This window comes from Bordetella sp. BOR01 (assembly GCF_019218885.1).
Lineage (GTDB): Bacteria > Pseudomonadota > Gammaproteobacteria > Burkholderiales > Burkholderiaceae_B > Bordetella_A.
This window is the reverse complement of sequence record NZ_JAHUWT010000005.1, coordinates 316,996-340,597: the sequence shown is the minus strand read 5'-3', so window position 1 is coordinate 340,597 and position 23,602 is coordinate 316,996. Positions and strand designations below refer to the sequence as shown.

Here is a 23,602-nt window from a genome sequence, read left to right as displayed (position 1 = left end):
GGCGCGGGGCGCCGGGCGATCGGGGCATGATAGCTCATCAGTTGGTTTCGATCAGCCGGTTGATGCGCAGCGCCAGCAAGGTGCAGACGGCACCTGAAATCAAGTAGACGCTGGTGGCGATCAGGCCGAATTTCATGGACAGCCCCAGCGCGACCAAGGGTGCGAATGCCGCGCCGAACAACCAGGCCATGTCGGTGGTCAGCGCGGCCCCGGTGTAGCGGAAGTGCATCGAAAAATTCGACGTCACGGTGCCCGAGGCCTGGCCGTACGACAGGCCCAGCAGCACGAACCCGCACAGGATAAAGGTATTTTCGCCCAGCGCACCGCCGGCCAGCAGCCACGGCGCGCAAAGCGCGAACAGGCCGATCAGCACTGCCAGCGCGGCCAATGTCCTGCGGCGCCCGAAATGGTCGGCGATCCAGCCGGAAACGATAGTGGCCACGAAGCTGATGGCGGCGCCCACGATCTGCACACTTAATATGCTGACCAGCGAACGCTCGCCGTGCAGGCTGATCCACGACAGCGGGAAAATGCTTACCAGGTGGAACAGCGCATAGCTTGCCAGGGCCGCGAAAGCGCCGATGAAGACGTTGTAGGCCTGTTGGTCGATGACCTCGGAAACGGGGATGGGCGAGAGCTCGCGCTCGTCCAGCAGCCGGGTGTATTCCTCGGTAAGCACCAGCCGCAGCCGCGCAAACAGCGCCACCACGTTGATCGCGAACGCCACGAAGAACGGATAGCGCCAGCCCCATTCCAGCAGGTCCTGGTTGCTGAGCGTGCTGAGCAGGTACAGGAAGATCGCGCTGGCCAGCATGAAGCCCACCGGCGCGCCCAGTTGCCCCAACATCGCATACCAGCCGCGCCGGTCCGGCGGCGCGTTCAGCGCCAGCAGCGAAGGCAAGCCATCCCACGAGCCCCCCAGGGCGATGCCCTGCAGGCAGCGGAACACCGACAGCAGCCCGATCGCCATGGGCCCGATCGCCTCGTAGCCGGGCAGGAACGCCATGCCCACGGTAGAGGTGCCCAGCAAGAACAAGGCCACCGTCAATTTGGTTCCCCTGCCCCAACGGCGTTGCACCGCCATGAAAATAGCGGTGCCGAACGGCCGGCAGATGAATGCAAAGGAAAAAATCGTGAACGACCACAAGGTGCCGTACAGCGGCGACTCGAACGGAAAGAAGACGTGTGGGAAAACGACCACGCAAGCGATGCCGAAGACGAAGAAGTCGAAATATTCGGACGCCCGCCCAATGACCACGCCTACCGCGATTTCTCCCGGTGCGATGCTGGCATGGCCAGGCTTTTGGGCAGATGGGGGATACTGCATCGCGGTACTGGACATACGATGACTCGCTCCGTCTGTGGTGGGAAACAGACTACCCCGATCAGGCGACTACGGGGCTGCTGACCGCTCCACGAATCGAACTGACTTCCCTTTTTACTCTAGATTTTTCAAAGCTTCCAGAGTAGGGTTGCAAATATTCTTTGAGGATGGGCCATAATCCTTAGGGGGTTGCATGTCCGTGCCGTTTTTCAGAATGCCAAAAGCCGCACTGATCCTGCCCGTACTCGGGGTACTCGGCGCACTCGGCGGCTGCAGCAAGGCTGTACTGCTGTCGCCCTCTGGCGACGTCGCGTGGCAGTTGCGCGACATCATCCTCGTTTCCACCGGCCTGATGCTGCTGATCATCGTGCCGGTCATCGCCGCCACGCTATGGTTTGCCTGGCGCTACCGCGAAACCAACGCCGAAGCCACGTATTCTCCCGACTGGGACCACTCCACCATACTCGAGCTGCTGATATGGGCGGCGCCTCTGCTGATCATCATCGCGCTCAGCGCGCTGACCTGGGTCAGCACCCACCAACTGGACCCCTATCGCCCGCTGTCCCGCATCGATGCCGATCGCCCCGTGCCCGCCGGCGTCAAGCCGCTCGAGGTGCAGGTGGTGGCGCTGGATTGGAAATGGCTGTTCCTGTACCCCGGGCAAGGCATTGCCACGGTCAACGAGCTGGCCGCGCCGGTCGACCGCCCTATCGAGTTCAAGATCACGTCATCCAGCGTGATGAACTCGTTCTACATCCCCGCGCTGGCCGGCCAGATCTACGCCATGCCGGGCATGCAGACCCGCCTGCATGCCGTCATCAACCATCCCGGCGAATACGACGGATTTTCGGCCAACTACAGCGGCGCGGGTTTTTCGCAGATGCGCTTCAAGTTCCACGGCCTGTCGCAGGCCGACTTCGACCAATGGGTGCAAACCGGCAAGGCATCCGGCAACGCACTGGACCGCGCCGCCTACCTGCAGCTCGAGCAACCCAGCGTGGCCGCGCCTGTGCAGCGCTTCGGCAACGTAGAGCCGAGCCTGTACGACGCGATCCTGAACCGCTGCGTGCAACCCGGTACTGATTGCGCGCGCGGCATGGCTGGCGCGATCTGCCGGGCGCCCAGGCAGGCCACCCTGGAATTGCCGTCCCTGGAATTGCCGTCCCTGGCCGCGCGTCCCGCCATGTAGCCTGCCAGGCCGCCGCCTTACCCAAGCCCCAGCTCGACGAACAATCTTGCAGGAACACCGAAAATGCCAGACCATCCCGCCACCGAAAGCCTGTTGTTCGGACGCCTGAGCTGGGACGCCCTTCCCTTGCACGAACCCATCCTGGTGGTCACGTTCATCGGCGTCGCGCTCGGCGCGGCCGCGGTGCTGGGTGCCATTACCTACTTCCGCCTGTGGGGCTACCTGTGGCGCGAATGGTTCACCAGCATCGACCACAAGAAAATCGGCATCATGTACGTGGTGCTGGGCCTGATCATGCTGCTGCGCGGCTTCGCCGATGCCCTGATGATGCGCACCCAGCAGGCCATTGCCTTCGGCGAAAGCGCGGGCTACCTGCCGCCGCACCACTACGACCAGATCTTCACCGCCCATGGCGTGATCATGATCTTCTTCGTGGCCATGCCGCTGGTCACCGGCCTGATGAACTATGTCGTGCCGCTGCAGATCGGCGCGCGCGACGTGGCCTTTCCGTTCCTGAACAACTTCAGCTTCTGGATGACCGTCGTCGGCGCCGTGCTGGTGATGATGTCGCTGTTCGTGGGCGAATTCGCGCGCACCGGCTGGCTGGCGTATCCACCGCTATCGGGCATCTTGAACAGTCCGGATGTAGGCGTGGACTATTACATATGGGCATTGCAGATCGCAGGGGTGGGCACACTGCTGTCGGGCGTGAACCTGCTGGTGACCATCGTCAAGATGCGCGCTCCGGGCATGAACATGATGCGCATGCCGATTTTCACCTGGACCGCGCTGTGCACCAACGTCCTGATCGTCGTCTCGTTCCCGGTGCTGACCGTCGCGCTGGCGCTGCTTGCCATGGACCGCTACCTGGGCACCAATTTTTTCACGGCCGACGGCGGCGGCAACGCCATGATGTACGTGAACCTGATCTGGATCTGGGGCCACCCCGAGGTCTATATCCTGGTGCTGCCGGTCTTCGGCATATTCTCTGAAGTCGTGCCCACCTTCTGCCGCAAGCGGCTGTTCGGCTATGCGTCCATGGTGTATGCCACGGTGGTGATCACCGTGCTGTCTTACCTGGTGTGGCTGCACCATTTCTTCACGATGGGGTCCGGCGCCAGCGTCAATTCGTTCTTCGGCATTACCACCATGATCATCTCGATTCCCACCGGGGCCAAGGTGTTCAACTGGCTGTTCACCATGTTCCGCGGACGCATCCGCTTCGAGGTGCCGATGCTCTGGACAGTCGGCTTCATGGTGACCTTCGTGATAGGCGGCATGACCGGCGTGCTGCTGGCGGTGCCGCCCGCGGACTTCGCCCTGCACAACAGCCTGTTCCTGATCGCGCATTTCCACAACGTCATCATCGGCGGCGTGATATTCGGCCTGTTCGCCGGCATCACTTACTGGTTTCCCAAGGCCTTCGGCTACCGCCTGGATCCGTTCTGGGGCAAATGGTCGTTCTGGCTGTGGCTGGTGGGCTTCTACGTGGCCTTCATGCCGCTGTACGTGCTGGGGCTGCTGGGGGTCACGCGGCGCATGAACCATTTCGACGACGCCTCGCTGCAGATCTGGTTCCAGATCGCCGCCGTGGGCGCCCTGCTGATCGCCGGCGGCATCGCGTGCTTCCTGATCCAGCTGTACGTCAGCTTCAAGCGGCGCGAGGCATTGCGCGACCACACCGGCGACCCCTGGGGCGCCCGCACCCTGGAATGGTCCACCTCGTCGCCGCCGCCGGCCTACAACTATGCCTTCACGCCGCTGGTGCACGACCGCGACGCCTGGTGGCAAATGAAGCAGCTGGGCTACACGCGGCCGCACGGCGGCTTCATTCCCATCCATATGCCGGCCAATACCTGGGCGGGCATCGTGCTGGCGGGCATTTCGATGGTGATGGGCTTCGCGCTGATCTGGCGCATATGGCCGCTGGCAATCCTGAGTTTCGCCGCCGTGATCGGCGTCGCGATTTTCCACACTTTCAACTACAACCGCGATTACTACCTGCCGGCCGACGACGTCGCCCGCTGCGAGGCCGATCGCACCCGACTGCTGGCCGGCCATGCCTGAACACACCGCTACCCTGCCGGGCGACGCCACGCCCCAGTTCTACCTGGCGGAAGAACACCATGTGAAGAACGGCACCTTGCTGGGCTTCTGGGTGTACGTGATGAGCGACTGCCTGATCTTCGCCTGCCTGTTCGCCACCTACGCAGTGCTGGGCCGCAACTACGACGGCGGCCCGACCGGCGCCGATCTCTTCGACCTGCCGCTGGTGGCACTGAGCACGTCGCTGCTGCTGCTCTCGTCCATCACCTATGGCTTTGCGCTGCTGCAGGGCCGCAAGGGCCGGATCGGCTCGCTGCTGGGCTGGCTGGCGGTCACCGGCCTGCTGGGCGCGGGCTTCCTGGGCCTGGAAATCTACGAGTTCACCCACTTGATCGCCGAAGGGGCGGGCCCGCAGCGCAGCGCCTTCCTGTCGGCCTTCTTCGCGCTGGTCGGCACCCACGGGCTGCATGTCACGTTCGGCATCGTCTGGCTGGTGGTGCTGATGGTGCAGATCGGCATGCACGGCCTGATCATCCCGAACAAGCGCCGCCTGATGTGCCTGTCCATGTTCTGGCATTTCCTGGACGTGGTCTGGATCGGCGTCTTCACTGTGGTCTACCTGATGGGAGTCCTGCCATGAACACCCCGGCAACCGCCAACAATGGCCACGACCATGATCATGGCCACGAAGAAGACCCCCTGGCCCACGCCTCGCTGCATGGCTATTTGCTGGGCTTCGTTCTGGCGGCCATCCTGACGGCCATTCCCTTCTTCATCGTCATGGCCAATGTCTTTTCCAGCTCGCGGGTGACCGGCCTGGTGATCCTGGCCATCGCCATCGTCCAGATCGTGGTCCACGTCATCTACTTCCTGCATGTCGACTTCCAGGCCGAAGAGGGGTGGAACATGCTTTCGATCGTGTTCACACTGGTGCTGGTGGTCATCGCGCTCAGCGGCTCGATCTGGATCATGTACCATCTGGATCACAATATGATGCCCATGTCGCCGCACGACATGCGAAACATGCCTTGACCCCCCCGCCGCCTGCACAACCCCTGCCCCCGCCGCGCCGCACCGCCAGGATCGTTTTCCTGTCCGTGCTGGCGCTCGTCTTGTTTGCCGTGTTCTGCTCTCTGGGCGTGTGGCAGGTGCAGCGCCGCGCCTGGAAGCTCGAGCTGATTTCGCAGGTAGACCAGCGCGTGCACCTGCCCGCCGCCCAGGCCCCCGGGCCGGCCCAATGGCCGTCGCTGAGCCGCGGCGACGACGAATACCGGCATGTGCAGGCCACCGGCACGCCGCGCTACGACCAGGAAACCCTGGTGCAGGCCACCACCGATTATGGCAGCGGCTACTGGGTGATGACGCCGCTGCAATTGCGCGATGGCGGCACCGTGCTGATCAACCGCGGCTTCGTGCTGCCGGCCTGGCGCAAGCGGCCGAACCCGGACCATCCGGCCGGCGAAATCAGCGTGGCCGGCCTGTTGCGGATGTCCGAACCCGATCTGCGCTTCCTGCGCACCAACGACCCGGCCCGCAATATCTGGTATTCGCGCGATACCGGCGCCATCGCGGCGGCGCACGGCCTGGGCCAGATCGCCCCCTACTTCATCGATGTGGAAAAAGGGCCTGGCCAGGCGCATGCCCCGGCCGTGGCGCCGGTGCCGGGCCTGACCGTGACCGACTTTCCGAACAATCACCTTTCATACGCCATCACCTGGTTCGCCCTGGCGGCGATGGTGATCGTGGGCGCGGTCATCGCGGTTCGCGTCGAACGGCGCGAACGCGAGGACGCACAGGGCTAGGAAAACAGCTTGCGTACCCGCTGCGCCACGTCGATGCGCGGCGCCGATTCGGCCAGCGGCCGGCCGCGCCCGAACGGCAATTCGGGCGGCTTGGGCAGCGATTCGAACAAGGGCAGCAGCGCATCGGGAATGAAGCGCGTGCGCGAGCCGTACACATGGCGGTCGCCCAGGCCGGTCTGCTGATGCACATAGAAGCGCTGCGGCACGACCAGTTGCAGGCGTTCCTTGGCGCGTGTCATGGCCACGTACAGCAGCCGCCGCTCTTCTTCGATTTCCTCGGCCGTGCCGGTGCTCATGTCCGAGGGAATGCAGCCGTCGACCGCATTCAGCACATACACCGCCTTCCATTCCTGGCCCTTGGCCGAATGGATGGTGGACAGGATCATGTAGTCTTCGTCGCGCAGCGGCGGACCCGATTCGGCGCTGGTGGCATCGGGCGGGTCGAGCGTCAGTTCGGTCAGGAAGCGTTCGCGGCTGGCGTACCCGGCGGCGATGCGTGCCAGCTGGTCCAGGTCGGCCTTGCGCACGCGCGCGTCTTCATACAAGCGTTCGAGCTGCGGCGCATACCAGCGCAGCGCCAGGTCCAGGTCGGCCGGCCATTGCAGGCCTGGCGTGCGCAGAGCGGCATAGGTTTGCGCAAAAGCGTCCCAGTCGGCCTTGGCGGCCGCACCGGGCTTGAATTCGGCGAGCGCGGCCAGCGGCTCGGCCGCCTCGGACAGCGTATCCATCAACCGGCCGGCGATGGCCGGCCCGATGCCCGGCAGCAATTGCGCCGCCCGGAATCCGGCCAGCCGCCCGCGCGGATTCTCGGCCCAGCGCAGCAACGACAGCACGTCTTTGATATGGGCGGCTTCCAGGAAGCGCAACCCGCCGAATTTCACGAAGGGAATATTGCGGCGGGTCAGTTCGAGTTCCAGCGCCGCGCTGTGGTTCGACACGCGAAACAGCGCCGCCTGCGACTTCAGGGTGGCGCCCTCTTCGCGCCGGGCCAGTACCTGGTCGGCCACCCAGCGCGCCTGCCCGGCCTCGTCGCTGACAGTAACCAGCGCGGGCAGGCTGGACGATGCGCGGTCGGTCCAGAGATTCTTGGTGTAGCGTTCGCTGGCCAGTTCGATGACGGCGTTGGATGCGTCCAGGATGGGCTGGGTCGAACGGTAATTGCGTTCCAGCGTGATCACCTGGGCAGGCTGCGCGAACTGCGCCGGGAAATCAAGAATGTTGCGCACCGTGGCCGCGCGGAACGAATAAATGGACTGCGCGTCGTCGCCCACCACGGTCAGGCCGCGGCCATCGGGCTTCATGCCCAGCAGGATGGCCGATTGCAGGCGATTGGTGTCCTGGTATTCGTCGACCAGTACATGATCGAAACGCGCGCCCACGTCATGGGCCAGGACGTCGTCCTGCATCATCTCGGACCAATACAGCAGCAGGTCATCGTAGTCGAGCACCTGCTGGTCTTGCTTGGCCTGCACATAAGCGGCGAACAGCCCCTTGAGCGCCTCTTCCCACTGCGCACACCAGGGAAACGCCTGCTTCAGCACATCGGCCACCGGCGCCTGGCTGTTGATGACGCGCGAATAAATGGCCAGGCACGTGCCCTTGAGCGGAAAGCGCTCGGCGGTGGCGGACAGGCCGCGCTCGTGCCGCACCATGCCCATCAGGTCTTCGGCGTCGCCCCGGTCGTGGATAGTGAAGCTTTCGGACAGGCCAATGCGGCCGGCACAATCGCGCAACAACCGCGCGCCGATGCTGTGGAAGGTGCCGGCCCACGGCAACGCGGGGGCCTGCTGGGTGGCGTGCAGCTTCATCACGCGGCGCAGCACCATGCCCACGCGGCGCTCCATTTCCTGGGCGGCGCGGCGCGAGAACGTCAGCAGCAGCATGCGCTGCGGGTCGGCGCCGTTCAAGATCAGGTGAGCCACGCGATGCGCCAGCGTGCTGGTCTTGCCCGACCCTGCCCCGGCGATGACCAGCAAGGCGGGCGCATCCGGCTGGCCCGCACCGAACTCGGCAGCCGCCCGCTGGGCAGGGTTCAAGTCGGACAGGTAATCGGCAGGATCAGCGGAATCGGGCGTGGCGGACATGCGTGGCGAACGTTGGAGGGACAAGGGCAGAGGCAGAGGCAGAGGCAGAGGCAAGGGCAAAATACTGTATATTCATACAGACTATAACGGAACTGGCCCACCGCTGTCGCCCGCCTTGTGCGCCGCCGGACCGGCCTGCCCGCCATGCATATCCTCACCGGCACCGCCTCCTGGACCGACCCCACCCTGCTGGCCTGCGGCCGCTTCTACCCGCCGCAGGTGCGCACCCCCGAGGCGCGCCTGCGCCATTACGCCAACCGGTTCGGCCTGGCCGAAGTCGATGCCACCTACTACGGCATGCCCAGCGGCCACATGGCGCACTTGTGGGCCAGCCGCACGCCGGCCGGCTTCACCTTCAATATCAAGGCATTCCGCCTGTTCACCGGCCACCCGGCGCCGCTGCGGGCCCTGCCGTCCGATATCCGGCGCGAGCTGGGCGGCGCCAGCCACGACCGGGACGACTGGGACGGCCAAGGCGGGCAGCCTGTGCAAGAGGGCCCGTACCCCGCACATCGGCCGGCCCGGCCGGATGCGGCACTGTTCTACAACCAATTGCCGGCCGACTTGCAGGACGAATTATGGCGCCGCTTCCTGATCGCGCTGGAACCGCTGCGCATGGCAGGCAAGCTGGGCGCGGTGCATTTCCAGTTCGCCCCCTGGGTGCAATGCAATGCACGCGGCCAGGCCCTGGTCGGCGAATGCGCCCGCCATATGGACGAACACCTGATGTCGGTGGAATTCCGCCATCGCAGCTGGTTCGGCACGCCTGCCGCCAGCGTGTCGACCCTGGCCTTCGAACGCGAGCTGGGCGCAGTGCACACGGTGGTAGACGCCCCGCAGGGCTTCGACAATACGGTCCCCGCCGTCTGGGAAACCACCCACCCCGACCTGGCGGTGCTGCGCCTGCACGGCCGCAATGCCGCGGCCTGGAACAATCAGTCGGGCGCGTCGTCGGGGCGCTTTCAATATGAATACACGCCGGCCGAACTGGCCGAGCTGGCCGAGCGCCTGAAACGGCTGGCCGAACAGGTACGCAAGGCCCATGCGGTGCTCAATACCAATTACCAGGACCAGGGCATGCAGAATGCCACGCGCCTGGCGGCCGCGCTTGCGTCCGCCAGGGTCTCAGGCACCCGCTAGCGCCCGGGCGATCCTGGCCGCACCGCTATGCCCGCCGCCGCGCCACCGCCGCCAGGCTGTCCAGCACCACCTCGAACTTGCGCGCGATCTCGCTTTCCGGCACACAGGCATACCCCAGCAGCAGCCCTGGCCGGTTGTCCGTGCCGGTAGCGTAATACCGCGATAACGGCCGGGTCAGCACGCCCCGGGCACGGGCCTCTTCGACCACGCGCGCGTCGTCCATGTCGGCGGGCAAGTTCAGCACCAGGTGCAGCCCGGCATCGCTGGAATCGCGGTGCAGCCACTCGGCCCCCAGCCGACGCTCGATCAAGTTGACCAGCATGGCGCGCCGCCGCGCATACAGCATGCGCATGCGGCGGATGTGCGCGGCGTAGTGGCCTTCAGCAATGAAAGTGGCCAATGCCGCGTGCGTCATCAAGTGGCCCTCGCGGTACAGCTCGGCATGCGCGGCCTGGAATGCGCGGGTCAAGGTCTTGGGCAGCACCAGGTAGCCGACCCGCAGGCCCGGGTACAGCGTCTTGCTGAACGTGCCCAGGTAGATGACCGGCGCATCGGGCTCCAGTCCTTGCAGCGAAGCAATCGGGCGCCCCGAGAAGCGGAATTCGCTGTCGTAGTCGTCTTCGATGATCCAGCTGCCCCAGCCGCGCGCCATGGCCAGCAGTTGGCGCCGGCGCGCCAGCGACATCACCGAGCCCAGCGGGTACTGGTGCGACGGAGTCACGAAAATGAAGCGCGGCGGCGTGCCCTCGGCCTGTGCGGGCAGTTGCATGCCTTCGTCGTCCACCGGCTGGTGCACGATGCGGATGCCGTTGGCGGCCAGCACCGTGCGAGCGCCCCAATAGCCCGGGTTTTCCACCCATGCCACATCGCCGGTGTCGCCCAGGATACGCGTGGCCAGGTCGATGGCCTGGTGCGATCCTTCCACGATGATGAGCTGGTCGGGCTCGCAATCGATCGAGCGCGTCACGGCAAGATGCTGGGCCAGCGCCTCGCGCAGGGCCGGCAGTCCGCCGCCGTACGAATAGCTCAGCATGGCCGGGGTGGGATTGCGCCACAGCGCGTTGACGATGCGGCCGAACTTCTTGTGCGGGAACTCGGTCACGTCGGGCACGCCGGGCATGAAGGCGCCCCATTGGTACGGCGACGCCGAGGCCTCGTCGACAATCAGCGCCCCGCGCGCCGACAGGGCCGCGCCCGGTGGCGCAGCCGCCACATGGCGCCGGCTGCGGCCGCTGGCCAGGTACGTGTCGGGTACAGAGTCGGTCACGAACGTGCCGTTGCCCTGGCGGCTATAGGTATAGCCCTCGGCCAACAACTGGCCATACACGTGCACCACCGTATTGCGCGCGATGCCCAGCTCGGCCGCCAGGTCGCGCGTGGCGGGCAGCCGCGTGCCGGCGGGAATGGCGCCATCCAGGATGGCCTCGCGGATGCCGCGGTACAGGCGCTTGTTCATCGGCCCGTCGGCGGGCTCGCCCAGCCGCAACTGTAATAGATCGCCGGCAAGGGTACGCAATTGGTTCTACCAGTTTTGCCAAAGTGGTTCTTATTAGTGGAGCCATCTTAGCATTAAATAAACCCATCGCAGGTGCCGCTTTGGCGGCACCGGGGCTTCCCGCCGCATATGCGGCATTCATCGATTGCCATCGAGGCTGAAATGCAGAACCGAGACTTGAACACCCGCCGTTCGCTGGCCACGCCGCGCGGCGTGGGCGTGATGTGCGACTTCTATGCCGTACGCGCGGAAAACGCCACGCTGTGGGACAGCACCGGCAAGGAATACATCGATTTCGCCGGCGGCATCGCCGTGCTGAACACCGGCCACCGCCACCCCAAGGTGAAGGCGGCCGTCGCCGAACAGCTCGAGGCCTTCACGCACACGGCCTACCAGATCGTGCCGTACGAAAGCTATGTGGCGCTGGCCGAGCGCGTCAATGCGCTGGCCCCCATCAACGGCCTGAAAAAGACGGCCTTCTTCACCACCGGCGTCGAAGCGGTCGAAAACGCCGTGAAAATCGCGCGCGCCCACACGGGCCGTTCGGGCGTGGTGGCGTTCAGCGGCTCGTTCCATGGTCGCACCATGCTGGGCATGGCACTGACGGGCAAGGTGGCTCCCTACAAGCTGGCGTTCGGCCCCATGCCCGGCGACATCTACCACGTGCCCTTCCCCAACGGCACGCAAGACATCAGCGTGGCCGATTCGCTCAAGGCGCTGGACCTGCTGTTCAAGTCCGACATCGATCCGCGCCGCGTGGCGGCCATCATCATCGAACCGGTACAAGGCGAAGGCGGCTTCAACATCACGCCGCCCGAATTGATGACGGCCCTGCGCAAGGTCTGCGACGAGCACGGCATCATGCTGATCGCCGATGAAGTGCAGACCGGCTTCGCGCGTACCGGCAAGCTGTTCGCCATGCAGCACCACGACGTCCAGGCCGACCTGATCACCATGGCCAAGAGCCTGGGCGGCGGCTTCCCGATCTCGGGCGTGGTGGGCCGCGCCGAGGTCATGGACGGCCCGGCCCCCGGCGGCCTGGGCGGCACCTATGCCGGCAACCCGCTGGCCGTGGCCGCCGCGCATGCGGTGCTGGATGTCATCGAAGAAGAAAAACTGTGCGCGCGCGCCACCGAACTGGGCCAGCGCCTGCAAGAGCGCCTGAACAGCCTGCGCCCGCGCTGCCCGGCCATTGCCGACGTGCGCGGCCTGGGCTCCATGGTGGCACTGGAACTGCGCGACCCCGCCACCGGCCAGCCCGACGCGGCTGCCGTCAAGCGCGTGCAGGATGAGGCAATCCAGCGCGGCCTGATTTTGCTAAGCTGCGGTGTGTACGGAAACGTCTTGCGCTTCCTGTATCCCTTGACCATCCCGGACGACCAGTTCGCCAAGGCCATGGACATCCTTGACGATATCCTGACCGCCTAGCACTGCATTCCGGCAAGATTTCCGGCCGCGCGCGCCCATTGCGGTGCGTACGCGGCCGGTGGCCATTTCGCGCTTTCACCATCAAGGAGTCTTCATGTCGCAATTGCCCCAATCGCTCAAGCGCGCCGAACTGCTGCGTGACGCGTGCTACATCGACGGCAAATGGGTGGGCGCCGGCAACGGCGCCAGCATTCCCGTCGACAACCCCTCCACCGGCAAGACCATCGTGTCGGTGCCCAAGCTGGGCCGCAAGGAAACCGAACAAGCCATCGCCAGCGCCGAGGCTGCCCTGCCCGCCTGGGCCGCCAAGACCGGCAAGGAACGTGCCGCCATCCTGCTGAAATGGGCCCAGTTGATGATGGCCAACCAGCAAGACCTGGCCACCATCATGACGTCCGAACAGGGCAAGCCCATTACCGAGGCTGCCGGCGAAATCGCCTACGCCGCCTCGTTCCTGGAATGGTTCTCCGAAGAAGCCAAGCGCATTGACGGCGATGTGCTGCAAAGCCCCAAGGCCGGCCAGCGCCTGATGGTGCTCAAGCAGCCCATCGGTGTCACTGCCGCCATCACGCCCTGGAATTTCCCGGCGGCCATGATCACCCGCAAGGTCGGCCCGGCGCTGGCGGCAGGCTGCACCATGGTGGTCAAGCCGGCCCAGCAGACACCGCTGACCGCACTGGCCCTGGCCGTGCTGGCCGAAGAAGCGGGCGTGCCGGCCGGCGTGTTCCATGTCATTACCGGCAGTTCGCGCGAGATCGGCGCGGCGCTGTGCGAAAGCGACGTGGTGCGCAAGCTGAGCTTCACCGGATCGACCGAAGTCGGCCGCACGCTGATGGAACAGTGCGCCCCCACCATCAAGAAGCTGTCGCTGGAACTGGGCGGCAACGCGCCGTTCATCGTGTTCGACGATGCCGACCTCGATCGCGCGGTCGATGGCATCCTGGCCTCGAAGTATCGCAATGCCGGCCAGACCTGCGTGTGCGCCAACCGCATCTATATCCAGGCGGGCGTCTACGAAGACCTGGTCAAGCGCCTGACCGCCAAGGTCGAGGCCATGAAAGTGGGCGACGGCTTTGCCGACGGCGTGGTGCAGGGCCCGCTGATCGACAGCAACGCCGTGGCCAAGGTACAGGAACACATTGCCGACGCCACCGAGCATGGCGCCAAGGTCGTCATCGGCGGCAAGCCGCATGCGCTGGGCGGCACATTCTTCCAGCCCACCATCGTGCGCGACGTTACCGCCTCGATGCGGTTCGCCATCGAAGAAACCTTCGGCCCGGTGGCGCCGCTGTTCAAGTTCGACACCGAAGAAGAAGTGCTCAAGCAGGCCAACAACACCATCTTCGGGCTGGCCGCGTACTTCTACACGCGCGACTATGCGCGCGTATGGCGCGTGTCGGAAGCGCTGGAATACGGCATCGTGGGCATCAACACCGGCATCATCTCGAACGAAGTCGGCCCGTTCGGCGGCGTGAAGCAATCGGGCCTGGGCCGCGAAGGCTCGAAATACGGCATCGAGGAATACCTGGAACTGAAGTACCTGTGCGTGGATCTGGGCGCGTAAACCAACAATCCGGCAGGTGTCAGGCGCCCTCTTGGGGTGCCTGACACACAATCATGCTAGATTTGCGACTCTTCCCGAAGAGCCCGGCATGACCAAGTCCTATACCCGCGAAGACACGCGCCGCATTGCCGCGATCCTGGCCGAAGCTGCCCAGGTTGAAGTCATGCCGCGCTTTCGCCGGCTGTCGGCCGACGCCGTACACACCAAGAGTTCACCCCGCGACCTCGTCACCGACGCCGACGAGGCCGCCGAACGCTATATCGCGGCGCGCCTGGCCAAGCTGCATCCCGGCGCCATCATGGTGGGCGAAGAAGCATCGGCGCGTAACCCGGCGCTGCTGAACATGCTGGTCGATGCCGACCTGGCCTTCCTGATCGATCCCATCGACGGCACCCGCAACTTCGTGGCGGGGCTGCCGCTGTTCGGCATGATGGTCGCGGTGTGCCATCGCGGCGACGTGCTGGCCGGCATCATCTACGACCCCATCGCGCACGACTGGGCCATGGCGGTGCGCGGCGAAGGGGCCTGGTCCGAAGCTGGCGATGGCACGCAAACGCCGCTGAAAGTGGCGCAGCCCGCGCCGCCCCACGAAATGGACGGCCTGATCGCTACCGGCTTCCTGCCCGAGCCGCTGCGCGCCACCGTCAACGGCAACCTGGCTGCGCTGGGGGCCACCGCATCGCTACGCTGTGCGGCGCACGAATACCGCATGGCGGCCAGCGGCCATTGCCACGTCATGCTGTACAACAAGCTCGATCCCTGGGACCACGCAGCCGGCTGGCTGCTGCACCGAGAAGCCGGCGGCTTCTCGGCCCACTTCGATGCCAGCCCCTACAAGCCCACCCACCGTAGCGGCGGCCTGCTGTACGCCCCCGATGTGGGCAGTTGGCATGCCACCCGCCGGGCCCTGATGGGCGACGACTTTCCTGCCCCCTGACTGCCCGGCTTATCCCCAGTTTCTGTGGACAACCCTATGGAAAGCTTGGGGCCATCCGCAAAAAAACCAATCGCGCCAAGCACTTGCCTAGAACGATCACGGTAGCGCGACAAAAGGACCATACAGCGCATCCAGTGCCTCAGCACAGGGCCGGGACACCTTCAGGCTGAACAAGTCGTCGGCGCGGGTGCGGCCCAGGTTCAGGGCCGCGATGGGCAGCCCGTCTTCGGATGCGGCCCGCACATAGCGGTAGCCCGAATGCACCATCAGCGACGAGCCCACCACCAGCACCGCATCGGCCTGGGCGAGCGCGGCGCGCGCGCGCACGCCGCGCTCGGGAGGAATGCTTTCGCCGAAGAACACCACGTCAGGCTTGACGATGCCGCCGCAGCGCGGACAGGCGGGCACCACGAAGCTGGCGAAATCCACACCTTCCAGATCGGCATCGCCATCCGGCGCATCGGCGGCATCCAGCGCCGCCCAGCCGGGGTTGCGACCATCCAGCTCGGCCTGCCAGGCCGCCCGCGGGCCGCGCCAATCGCAGCGCATGCAACGGACTTCGTCCAGCCGGCCATGCAGGTCCAGCACATTGCCCGTGCCGGCGGCCTGGTGCAGGCCATCGACATTCTGTGTCACCAGCAAGACCAAGCGGCCCTGCGCCTCAAGCGCGGCCAACGCGCGGTGCGCGGCGTTCGGGCGCACATGGCCGAAACGGCGCCAGCCCACGGTGCTGCGCGCCCAGTAGCGCGCACGCATATGGGCATGCCCCATGAAGGCCTGGAAATCGATGGGCGGGCTGCGCTTCCACTGGCCGTCGGCATCGCGGTAATCGGGAATGCCCGAACCGGTGCTGCAGCCCGCGCCCGTCAGGACGAACAGGCGCGAGTGGCGATCGATGAAATCGCCCAGCGCCTGCAGGTCCGGGGCGACCGGCACCCGGGCCGGCCGGGCAGCGGGTACGCCTGCCGAGGAGTCCATGGGACGCGCGCCTGCTACGCGCCGCCCAGGCCGCAATCGGGTGTGTCGCTGACCAGGCTGGCCTGGGTCACGTTGCTTTCGGGAGGCACGTTGCGCGTCAGCCAGACATTGCCGCCTATGGTCGAGCCATGGCCGATGATGACGCGCCCCAGGATGGTGGCACCGGCATAGATCACCACGTCGTCTTCGATGATGGGGTGGCGCGGCAGGCCCTTCTTCAATTCGCCGTTCTGGCCGGGCGGGAAGCGCTTGGCCCCCAGCGTCACCATCTGGTACAGGCGCACGCGGTCGCCGATGATGGCGGTTTCGCCGATAACCACGCCGGTACCGTGATCGATGAAGAAACTCTTGCCAATGGTGGCGCCCGGATGGATATCGATGCCGGTGTCGGCATGCGCGATCTCGGCCACGATGCGCGCCAGCATGGGCACGCCCAGCTTGTACAGCACGCTGGCCAGGCGATGGTGGATCATGGCGCTGACGCCCGGATAGCACAGCAGCACTTCGTCCACGCTGTGCGCGGCCGGATCGCCCTGGTAGGCGGCGGTGACGTCCAGGTCGAGCGCGCGCCGCACGTGCGGCAGCGCGGCGCCGAATTGGCGCACGATCTGCACGCCGCGCGCGCGCAGGCTGGCCTCGGGTTCGGCTTCGGGCGCATTGCGGCCCATATGGTGCAATTCCAGGCAGACCTGGTGCAGCAAGGCATCGAGCGCCGAGCCTATGGTGTGCCCCACGTAGAAGTCTTCGACTTCCTCGCGCAGGTCGATGGGGCCCAGGCGCATGGGAAACAGCGCCCCGCACAGTTGCCGCACGATGACGCGCAGGCTTTCCTGCGACGGAAACTCGCGATCGCCGGCATCTTCACGCAGGCGGCCGCGCGGGCCGCGCCAGTCGACGCGAGCCGACCGCAGCCCCGATACGATGCTATCCAGGTTCCAGTGCGCTGGCGGCAGGTGGGAAGAGTCATTCATGGCAGCAACCCCGCGGCCGCGGCCGCCCCTGTGTATTCGGACATGGCAAACCTCTGCAAATAAGCTGCGCCGCATTTCGCCGCAGCGCAATATTCCTGAACTGTAACCGTTCGGCCACGGTTTGCCGTGCCCAACCCGGCTCGCATTGGGGTTTTGGCCACCGTTACCCAGTTGCCGCAATCACCCCCTGGGTACGTGTCTTATAGGGTTAATGCGGGCTGGCACGAAAAAGATGCCTGCCTATAATTCTACTCAAACGAACGTTTGAATGAATCCAGGCCATGAACGAACTCAGTTCCCCCTCCACTCGCGAAATCATCCTGGACACGGCCGAGGCGCTGTTCGCCCGCCAGGGCCATGACGGCACGTCGATGCGGCAGATCACCAGCGAAGCCGGCGTCAACCTGGCGGCGGTGAACTACCACTTCGGCTCCAAGGAAGCCCTGGTGCAGGCCGTGCTGAAGCGCCGGCTGGCCATCCTGAATCAAGAACGCCTGCGCCTGCTCGATGAACTCGAGGCCCAGGCCGACGGCCAGGCGCTCAAGGCCTCGCAGATCGTCGACGGGTTCTTCGGCACGCTGCTGCGCCTGGCTGCCAGCCCCGATCATGCCGGCAAGAATTTCCTGCCCCTGCTCGAACGCACCATGACGGACCCCACGGGCTTCATCCGCGCCGTGGTGGCCGAGGAATATGCCGACGTCATGGAACGCTACCAGGCTGCGCTATTCAAGGCCTTGCCCGATGTGCCGCGCGCCGAAGTCATCTGGCGCTTCCAGTTCATGCTGGGCGCCACCTCGTACGCCATCGTCGGCACCGAGGTGCTGCGCCTGGCCATGGGCTGGAGCCTGGACGACCCTGAACAGGCGCACGACCCCGAACGGCTGCTGCCGCGCCTGATGAGCTTCCTGCTGGGAGGCCTGCGGGCACCGCTGCCCCAGCATCCAGAACCCTGACCTTGTCACCCTCGCACTACGGAGACCCAACAACATGAGTGGCTTCTTGCTTACCGCGGGCATTGTGGCGGCCCTGATCGCCGTGCTGCTGGGCGTGCGGCCGGTGCGGCGCGCGCTGCTGTCGCGGCCGCTGTTCAATGCCTACCGCAAGGTGCTGCCACCAATGTCGGACACCGAGCGCGACGCGCTGCAAGCCGGCACGGTCTGGTGGGAAGGCGAACTGTTCCGCGGCCGCCCCGACTGGGCCCGCCTGCTGGCCCTGCCCCGGCCGCGCCTGACCGACGCCGAACAGCGCTTCCTGGACGACCAGGTCGAACAAGCCTGCCGCCTGGTCGACGACTGGGATGTCACCCAGAAGCGCTACGACCTGTCCGCCGAAACCTGGGAATACCTGAAGCGCAACGGCTTCCTGGGCATGATCATTCCCCGCCAGTACGGCGGCCTGGGCTTCTCGGCTTACGCGCATTCGCAGATCGTCACCCGCCTGTCGACCCGTTCGTCGGCGCTGGCCGTATCGGTAATGGTGCCCAACTCGCTGGGGCCGGCCGAACTGCTGCTGCACTACGGCACCGACGAGCAGAAGAACCACTACCTGCCCCGCCTGGCGCGCGGCGAAGAAGTGCCGGCCTTCGCGCTGACCAGTCCGTGGGCGGGCTCCGATGCGGCCGCCATTCCCGACCGCGGCATCGTCTGCAAGGGCATGTGGCAAGGCCGCGAAGTGCTGGGCATGCGAGTCACCTGGGACAAGCGCTACATCACGCTGGCGCCGGTGTGCACCCTGCTGGGCCTGGCGTTCCGCCTGTACGACCCGGACGGCTTGCTGGGTGGCGCGGCCGACCTGGGCATTACCTGCGCCCTGGTGCCGCACGACCATCCCGGCGTGGAAACGGGCCGGCGCCATTTCCCGCTGAACGCCATGTTCATGAACGGCCCCACGCGCGGCACCGATGTCTTCATGCCGCTCGATTTCATCATCGGCGGCCCCGCCATGGCGGGCCAGGGCTGGCGCATGCTGATGGAATGCCTGGCCGCGGGACGCTCGATCTCGCTGCCGGCATCGAACACCGGCATGTCGCAGCTGACGGCGCGCGCAGTGGGCGCCTATGCGCGCGTGCGCAGCCAGTTCCGCACGCCGGTGGGCCGCTTCGAGGGCGTGGAAGAAGCACTGGCGCGCATCGGCGGCCACACTTACCTGATGGACGCCGCGCGCGTCATGACTTCGGGCGCCATCGACCTGGGTGAAAAACCTTCGGTGGTATCGGCCATCGTGAAGTACCACATCACCGAGCGCGCGCGCCAGGTGGTCAACGACGGCATGGACGTCATTGGCGGCAAGGGCATCTGCCTGGGCCCGTCGAACTTCCTCGGCCGCGCCTACCAGCAAGTGCCGGTGGGGATCACGGTGGAAGGTGCCAACATCCTGACGCGCAGCCTGATCATCTTCGGCCAGGGCGCGATCCGCTGCCATCCGTACGTGCTGGCCGAAATGCAGGCCGCCGGCGACAGCGATGCCCAGCGCGGGCTGCGGGCCTTCGACCAGGCTTTCTGGCGCCACGTGGGCTTCGTGGCCGGCAACGGCATGCGCGCCCTGGGGCACGCGCTGACCGGCGCGCGCCTGGTGCGGGCTCCGGCGGGCGCTGCACCCGCCATGCATCGCTATTACCGCCAACTGTCCCGCTACGCCTGCGCCTTTGCCCTGCTGGCCGATCTGTCGATGGCGTTGCTGGGCGGCAGCCTGAAGCGCCGCGAGCGGCTGTCGGCGCGGCTGGGCGATATCCTGTCGCAAATGTACCTGGCCTCGGCGGTGCTCAAGCGCTTCGAAGACGAAGGACGGCAAGCCGCCGATGCCCCGCTGGCGCACTGGTCGCTGCAAGATGCGCTGCAGCGGCTGCAAGAAGCTTTCAACGGCGTGCTGGACAACCTGCCCCAGCGTTCTGTAGGCTGGGGACTACGCCGCCTGCTTTTCCCTTGGGGACCGCCGCAACATGCACCTTGCGATCTGCTTGGCCAACAGGTTGCCCGGCTGCTTACCGAGCCTGGCGCCGCACGCGACCGTCTTACCGCCAGTTGCCATTTGCCGGCCACGGCCGACGAACCCGTCGGCGCACTGGAACTTGCCCTGGCCGCGACGCTGGCGGCTGAAGCAGCCGATGCCCGCCTGCGTGCCTACGAGAAAACCGGCGCCCTGGCAGGCGACCCGCAAGCCAATGTGCGCGACCTGGCAGACGCGGCCTATGCCGCCGGCGGTCTGGATCGCCACGACTACGAACAGATCAAGCGCCGCGATGCGCTGCGCGACCAGGTGATCCGGGTCGATGATTTTCCGTTCGACTACGGCGTAACCGGCGCCGTGCAGCCCGGCGCGCAGCGCAAAGCCGCACAGGAAACCCTCATGCCGTCCGGCATCCCAGGCTAAGGAAACACCATGGCACACGCCCCCATCTATGTCGTGGACGGTGCGCGCAGCCCCTTCCTGAAGGCGCGCAACGCGCCGGGGCCGTTCTCGGCGGCCGACCTGGCCGTACAGGCGGGCCGCGCCCTGCTGCTGCGCCAGCCCTTCGCCCCAGGCGACCTGGACGAGGTCATCGTCGGATGCGCCGCGCCGTCACCCGAAGAAGTCAATATCGGCCGGGTCATCGCCTTGCGGCTGGGCTGCGGCCATCGCGTACCGGGCTGGACCGTCATGCGCAACTGCGCTTCGGGCATGCAGGCGCTGGACTCCGCCATCGCCAATATTCATACCGGCCGCGCCTCGCTGGTGCTGGCCGGCGGCGTCGACGCCCTGTCGCGCGCGCCCCTGCTCGTGTCCGACGACATGACGCGCTGGCTGGCACGCTGGAGCACCACCCGTGGCGCGGGCGCCCGGCTGGCCGCGCTACGCGGCTTCCCGTGGCGCGGCCTGGCGCCCGTCATCGGATTGCTCAAAGGGCTGACTGATCCAGTCGTGGGCCTGTCGATGGGGCAGACGGCGGAAAACCTGGCCACCCGTTTCGGCATCAGCCGCAGCGCGATGGATGCCTATGCCGCGCGCAGCCACACACGCGTGCTGGCGGCCCGCGTCGCGGGCGCGCTGCACGAGATCGTGCCGCTGATCGACGCGCGCGGCACGCTGTACCCCGTCGATGACGGGGTACGCGACGACTCCACACCCGAGCGCCTGGCCAAGCTGCGCCCGGTATTCGACAAACCATGGGGCAATATCACGGCCGGCAACAGTTCGCAGGTCACCGATGGTGCCGCCCTGCTGCTGCTTGCGTCCGAAGACGCCGTGCGGCGCTGGAAGCTGCGCCCGCTGGGGCGCATCGTCGATTCGCAGTGGGCCGGCCTGGATCCTGCGCAGATGGGCCTGGGGCCGGTGCACGCGGCCACGCCCATCCTGCAGCGGCACGGGCTGGCGCTGAACGATCTGGACTTGTGGGAGATCAACGAGGCCTTTGCCGCGCAGGTACTTGGCTGTCTGGCCGCATGGGAAGATGAATCTTATTGCCGCGAACACCTGGGCTCCGGCGCCTGGGGCCCCCTGGACCAGAACCGCCTCAATGTCGATGGCGGTGCCATCGCGCTGGGCCACCCGGTAGGCGCATCCGGTGCACGCATCGTGCTGCATTTGCTGCAGGCATTGCGGGCCCGCGGCTTGCAACGTGGCATGGCGGCCATCTGCATCGGCGGAGGACAAGGCGGCGCGATGCTGGTCGAGACGGAGACCAACCCATGAACACCCCAACGCCCTCCGCCTGGCGCCATTGGCAGCTTGAACGCCAGCCCGACGGCCTGGCCTGGCTGACGCTCGATCGGGCCGGCAGCTCTGTCAATGCGCTATCGGCCGACGTCATGGCCGAACTGGCCGGCGTACTCGACGCCTTGCAGGCCGATCCCCCCGCGGGTCTGGTCATCCGTTCCGGCAAGGCCGCCGGCTTCATTGCCGGGGCCGACGTCGACGAATTCGCCCAGCTTGCCACGCCGCAGCAGGCGCAGGCGCTGGTCGAACGGGGCTGGCATCTGCTGAACCGGCTGGCCGCCGTCTCTTACCCCACCCTGGCCTTGATCCGGGGCCACTGCCTGGGCGGAGGCCTGGAACTGGCCCTGGCCTGCCGCTACCGGCTGGCCATAGACGAACCCGGCACCTCGCTGGCGCTGCCCGAAGTGATGCTGGGCATCTTTCCCGGCTGGGGCGGCATGCGCCGGCTGCCCGCCCTGATCGGCGCACCCGCGGCACTGGACATGATGCTTACCGGCCGTCCCGCCAATGCGCGCCGGGCCGCGGCCCTGGGCCTGGTCGACGCGCGCGTGCCATCGCGCCTGGCCGATGCCGCGGCACGCCAGCACGTGGGCAGCGGCAAGCCGCCGCGCCGCGCGCGCGGCGTGGCGGGCTGGTTGAATCGCTGGCCCCTGAAGCTGCTGGTCGCGCGGCGCGCGCACCGGCAGATCGCCGCCAAGGATCCGCAAGGACACTATCCGGCCGCACCGGCCATTGTCACGCTGTGGGCCCGGCACGACGGCAATGCCTTGCGCGCCCCCGAGGTCGTGCAGCGCATCCTTACGTCGGACACCGCTCGCAATCTGCTGCGCGTCTTCCGCCTGCAGGAACGCCTGAAGGCCAATGGCAAGCCGGCCACCGGCATGGCGCCGGTCGGCCGCGTACATGTCGTGGGCGCCGGTACCATGGGTGGCGATATCGCCGCATGGTGCGCGTTGAAAGGCATGACCGTCACCCTGCAAGACCAGGACGCGGCCCGCATTGCGCCCGCCATCGGGCGCGCCGCCGACCTGTACGCACGCAAGCTGAAAGACCGGCGCGTCGCGCGTGCCGCCGCCGACCGTCTCATCCCCGACCCGGATGGCGCGGGCGTGGCGCTTGCCGATGTGGTCATCGAAGCCATCACCGAGCAGGTCGAGGCCAAGCAGGCGCTGTACCGCGCGCTGCAGCCGCGCATGAAAACGGGCGCGCTGCTGGCCACCAACACGTCCAGCCTGTCGCTGGCCACGCTGCGCAACGGGCTGGCGCAGCCGGGACAGCTGATCGGCATCCACTTCTTCAACCCCGTGGCCAGGATGCCGCTGGTCGAAGTCGTGCAGGCCGGGCCCGACGAACTCGGCGCGCAGGCGCGCGCCTGCGCGTTCGTGGGCCAGCTTGGCAAGCTGCCCCTGCCGGTGCGCGACGCGCCGGGATTCCTGGTCAACGCGGTACTGGCGCCCTACCTGCTCGAGGCCATGCGCTGCGTCGACGAAGGCCTGGCGCCCGAAACCATCGACCGCGCCATGACCGACTTCGGCATGCCCATGGGCCCGCTGGAACTGGCCGACACCGTCGGCCTGGACATTGCCATGGCGGCCGGCCGCCAGCTTGCCGCCCAGGCCGAGCCGCCGCGCTGCCTGGCCGACCGCATCGCGCGCGACGAACTGGGCCGCAAGACAGGCCGCGGCTTTTACACCTGGCAAGACGGCAAGGCACGCAAGAACACCGCCGGCACGCCGCCGCCAGGCCTGGCGCAACGGCTGGTGCAACCGCTGGTGGACCGCACCCGGCAGCAAGTCGACGACGGCGTGGTGGCCGATGCCGACCTGGCCGACGCCGGCGTGGTCTTCGGCACCGGCTTCGCCCCCTTTACCGGCGGGCCGCTGCACTACTACGCCACGGCCAGTCCGTCCGCCGTACATCCCGGCGCTGCCGCAGCCCCAGATAATCCATAA

Annotated in this window: 18 protein-coding genes; 13 read left to right on the top strand and 5 right to left on the bottom strand. The window is 66.6% G+C overall.

Features of this window, described 5'->3' with window-relative positions:
* Positions 1-37: 37 nt before the first annotated feature.
* Positions 38-1,342, bottom strand: a complete 1,305-nt coding sequence (locus KW845_RS26965) for an MFS transporter (protein WP_218372474.1) — start codon at positions 1,340-1,342, stop codon at positions 38-40.
* Positions 1,343-1,538: 196 nt separating this feature from the next.
* Between KW845_RS26965 and cyoA the strand changes: the two genes are divergently transcribed.
* From cyoA to KW845_RS26940, 5 genes are all read left to right on the top strand, one after another.
* Positions 1,539-2,513: a ubiquinol oxidase subunit II gene (gene cyoA, locus KW845_RS26960; protein WP_255592965.1), complete on the top strand. Its 975-nt coding sequence runs from the start codon at positions 1,539-1,541 to the stop codon at positions 2,511-2,513.
* Between the two features lie 63 nt (positions 2,514-2,576).
* Positions 2,577-4,580 (top strand): cytochrome o ubiquinol oxidase subunit I, encoded by a 2,004-nt coding sequence (gene cyoB / locus KW845_RS26955; protein ID WP_218372472.1) that lies wholly within the window; start codon positions 2,577-2,579, stop codon positions 4,578-4,580.
* A complete protein-coding gene (gene cyoC / locus KW845_RS26950; RefSeq protein WP_218372471.1) occupies positions 4,573-5,199 on the top strand; it encodes a cytochrome o ubiquinol oxidase subunit III in 627 nt (208 codons plus the stop codon). The genes cyoB and cyoC overlap by 8 nt, the downstream gene beginning before the upstream one ends.
* Positions 5,196-5,591 carry a cytochrome o ubiquinol oxidase subunit IV gene (cyoD, locus tag KW845_RS26945; RefSeq protein WP_218372470.1) on the top strand — a complete coding sequence of 132 codons (396 nt, stop codon included), beginning with the start codon at positions 5,196-5,198 and terminating at the stop codon, positions 5,589-5,591. Before cyoC ends, cyoD begins: the two co-directional genes overlap by 4 nt.
* Entirely contained in the window at positions 5,588-6,361 is a 774-nt protein-coding gene (locus tag KW845_RS26940; protein ID WP_218372469.1) for an SURF1 family protein, read from the top strand. Before cyoD ends, KW845_RS26940 begins: the two co-directional genes overlap by 4 nt.
* Here KW845_RS26940 and KW845_RS26935 read toward each other — a convergent pair.
* Positions 6,358-8,445: an ATP-dependent helicase gene (locus tag KW845_RS26935; protein ID WP_218372468.1), complete on the bottom strand. Its 2,088-nt coding sequence runs from the start codon at positions 8,443-8,445 to the stop codon at positions 6,358-6,360. The genes KW845_RS26940 and KW845_RS26935 overlap by 4 nt on opposite strands.
* A 144-nt stretch (positions 8,446-8,589) precedes the next feature.
* Here KW845_RS26935 and KW845_RS26930 point away from each other — a divergent pair, with 144 nt between their 5' ends.
* Positions 8,590-9,585 (top strand): DUF72 domain-containing protein, encoded by a 996-nt coding sequence (locus KW845_RS26930; protein WP_218372467.1) that lies wholly within the window; start codon positions 8,590-8,592, stop codon positions 9,583-9,585.
* A gap of 25 nt (positions 9,586-9,610) precedes the next feature.
* Here the strand turns inward: KW845_RS26930 and KW845_RS26925 are convergent, their stop codons facing one another.
* Positions 9,611-11,101 (bottom strand): PLP-dependent aminotransferase family protein, encoded by a 1,491-nt coding sequence (locus KW845_RS26925; protein WP_370628300.1) that lies wholly within the window; start codon positions 11,099-11,101, stop codon positions 9,611-9,613.
* A 141-nt stretch (positions 11,102-11,242) separates the two neighbouring features.
* Here KW845_RS26925 and KW845_RS26920 point away from each other — a divergent pair, with 141 nt between their 5' ends.
* The 3 genes from KW845_RS26920 (at position 11,243) to KW845_RS26910 (ending at position 15,009) form a co-directional block, all read left to right on the top strand.
* Positions 11,243-12,508, top strand: a complete 1,266-nt coding sequence (locus KW845_RS26920) for a 4-aminobutyrate--2-oxoglutarate transaminase (protein ID WP_218372466.1) — start codon at positions 11,243-11,245, stop codon at positions 12,506-12,508.
* A 94-nt stretch (positions 12,509-12,602) separates the two neighbouring features.
* On the top strand, positions 12,603-14,072 hold the full coding sequence (locus tag KW845_RS26915) for an NAD-dependent succinate-semialdehyde dehydrogenase (protein ID WP_218372465.1): 1,470 nt from the start codon (positions 12,603-12,605) through the stop codon (positions 14,070-14,072).
* A gap of 88 nt (positions 14,073-14,160) precedes the next feature.
* Positions 14,161-15,009: an inositol monophosphatase family protein gene (locus KW845_RS26910; protein ID WP_218372464.1), complete on the top strand. Its 849-nt coding sequence runs from the start codon at positions 14,161-14,163 to the stop codon at positions 15,007-15,009.
* Positions 15,010-15,105: 96 nt separating this feature from the next.
* Here KW845_RS26910 and KW845_RS26905 read toward each other — a convergent pair whose 3' ends face one another.
* Positions 15,106-15,987, bottom strand: coding sequence for an NAD-dependent protein deacetylase (locus tag KW845_RS26905; protein WP_218372463.1), 882 nt, complete (start codon positions 15,985-15,987; stop codon positions 15,106-15,108).
* 14 nt (positions 15,988-16,001) lie between these two features.
* Positions 16,002-16,958 carry a serine O-acetyltransferase EpsC gene (gene epsC, locus KW845_RS26900; protein ID WP_218372462.1) on the bottom strand — a complete coding sequence of 319 codons (957 nt, stop codon included), beginning with the start codon at positions 16,956-16,958 and terminating at the stop codon, positions 16,002-16,004.
* A gap of 281 nt (positions 16,959-17,239) precedes the next feature.
* Here epsC and KW845_RS26895 point away from each other — a divergent pair, with 281 nt between their 5' ends.
* From KW845_RS26895 to KW845_RS26880, 4 genes are read left to right on the top strand one after another with little or no spacing between them, the layout of a single operon-like run.
* Positions 17,240-17,911: a TetR/AcrR family transcriptional regulator gene (locus tag KW845_RS26895; RefSeq protein WP_218372461.1), complete on the top strand. Its 672-nt coding sequence runs from the start codon at positions 17,240-17,242 to the stop codon at positions 17,909-17,911.
* A 34-nt stretch (positions 17,912-17,945) separates the two neighbouring features.
* A complete protein-coding gene (locus KW845_RS26890; protein WP_218372460.1) occupies positions 17,946-20,327 on the top strand; it encodes an acyl-CoA dehydrogenase in 2,382 nt (793 codons plus the stop codon).
* Between the two features lie 9 nt (positions 20,328-20,336).
* The gene (locus tag KW845_RS26885; protein ID WP_218372459.1) at positions 20,337-21,626 is read left to right on the top strand and encodes an acetyl-CoA C-acetyltransferase; all 1,290 of its coding nucleotides are present in this window, start codon (positions 20,337-20,339) and stop codon (positions 21,624-21,626) included.
* Positions 21,623-23,602: a 3-hydroxyacyl-CoA dehydrogenase NAD-binding domain-containing protein gene (locus tag KW845_RS26880; RefSeq protein ID WP_218372458.1), complete on the top strand. Its 1,980-nt coding sequence runs from the start codon at positions 21,623-21,625 to the stop codon at positions 23,600-23,602. Before KW845_RS26885 ends, KW845_RS26880 begins: the two co-directional genes overlap by 4 nt.